Consider the following 994-nt stretch of genomic DNA (forward strand, 5'->3'; position numbering starts at 1 on the left):
GCCGGTGCCGATGGCGGCGCCCATCCCGATGGGTCCGCCGGTGGCCGCGCCGCTGCCTGCGCCCCTGCCCGCCGCGCCTCCCATTCCCGCGGCCCCGGTCCCCGCTCCGGCCGCTCCGGTGGTGCCGGTGCCCATCGTGGTCCCGCCGATCGCGCCGGTGATACTGCCGCCGGTCCACGTCGCGGTGCCTAACCCGATCGTGAGCCCGCCGGTCATCCAGGTGCCGCCGCCGCGCGTGTCGCCTCCACAGCCGGTGCTGCCCCAACCTCCGGTGCACGTCCCCGAGCCGCCACAGGTCGGCGGCACGGTGCCGCAGTCACCCCCGCACCAGGTGCCTCCGGGGCAGGGCTCATCGCCACCCCCCGAGCACTCCGGCGGCTCCACCGGTGGGCATGTCCCGCCGCCCGACTCAGGCTCGGGCGGCTCGACCGGCGGGCATGTCCCGACGCCCGGTTCGGGCACGGGTGGCGCCACCGGTGGGCATGAACCGCCGCCGGGCTCGGGCCCCGGCGGTCTCGGTGGCGGGCACGTGACCCCGCCAGGGGAGGGCGGTCTCGGTGGTGGGCATGAACCGCCGCCGGGCTCGGGCCCCGGCGGACTCGGCGGTCTCGGTGGTGGGCATGTGTCGCCCCCGGGCTCTGCTCCGGGCGGCCTCGGCGGCGGGCACCTCCCGTCTCCGGGTTCCGGCGGCGGTGTGCCCTCCGGCCCCGGTGGTCTGTTCGGCGGCGGCCATGGCGGCGGACCCGTCGGCGGTGGCGGCGGCATCGGCGCCCCGGGCGGTGGGGGCGGTCTCGGCGGCTTCGGCGGCGGCCACAGCAGCGGCGGCGTGGGTGGTGGCGGCGGCCTGGGTGGTGGTGGCGGCTTCGGCGGCGGCGGTGGTGGCTTCGGTGGCGGCCACGCTGGCGGCGGTGGCGGCGGCCACAAGTAGCCCGCGATCAACGAATGTCACTCGCGCGGCTGCCGGAGGCACTCAACTTCGCGCGCTAGGGTGGCG

The 994-nt window shown here is 78.6% G+C and carries 2 protein-coding genes; both read right to left on the reverse strand.

Annotated elements, in window-relative coordinates; all coding sequences use genetic code 11:
• Window positions 1-216, reverse strand: a 216-nt coding sequence (locus A5713_RS29645) for a hypothetical protein (protein WP_197516328.1), incomplete at its 3' end; no start/stop codon positions are given.
• 193 nt (window positions 217-409) lie between these two features.
• A complete protein-coding gene (locus A5713_RS29650; protein ID WP_156751790.1) occupies window positions 410-949 on the reverse strand; it encodes a hypothetical protein in 540 nt (179 codons plus the stop codon).
• Window positions 950-994: the final 45 nt, after the last annotated feature.

It is taken from the genome of Mycobacterium sp. E2497, from assembly GCF_001668695.1.
Classification (GTDB): Bacteria; Actinomycetota; Actinomycetes; order Mycobacteriales; family Mycobacteriaceae; genus Mycobacterium.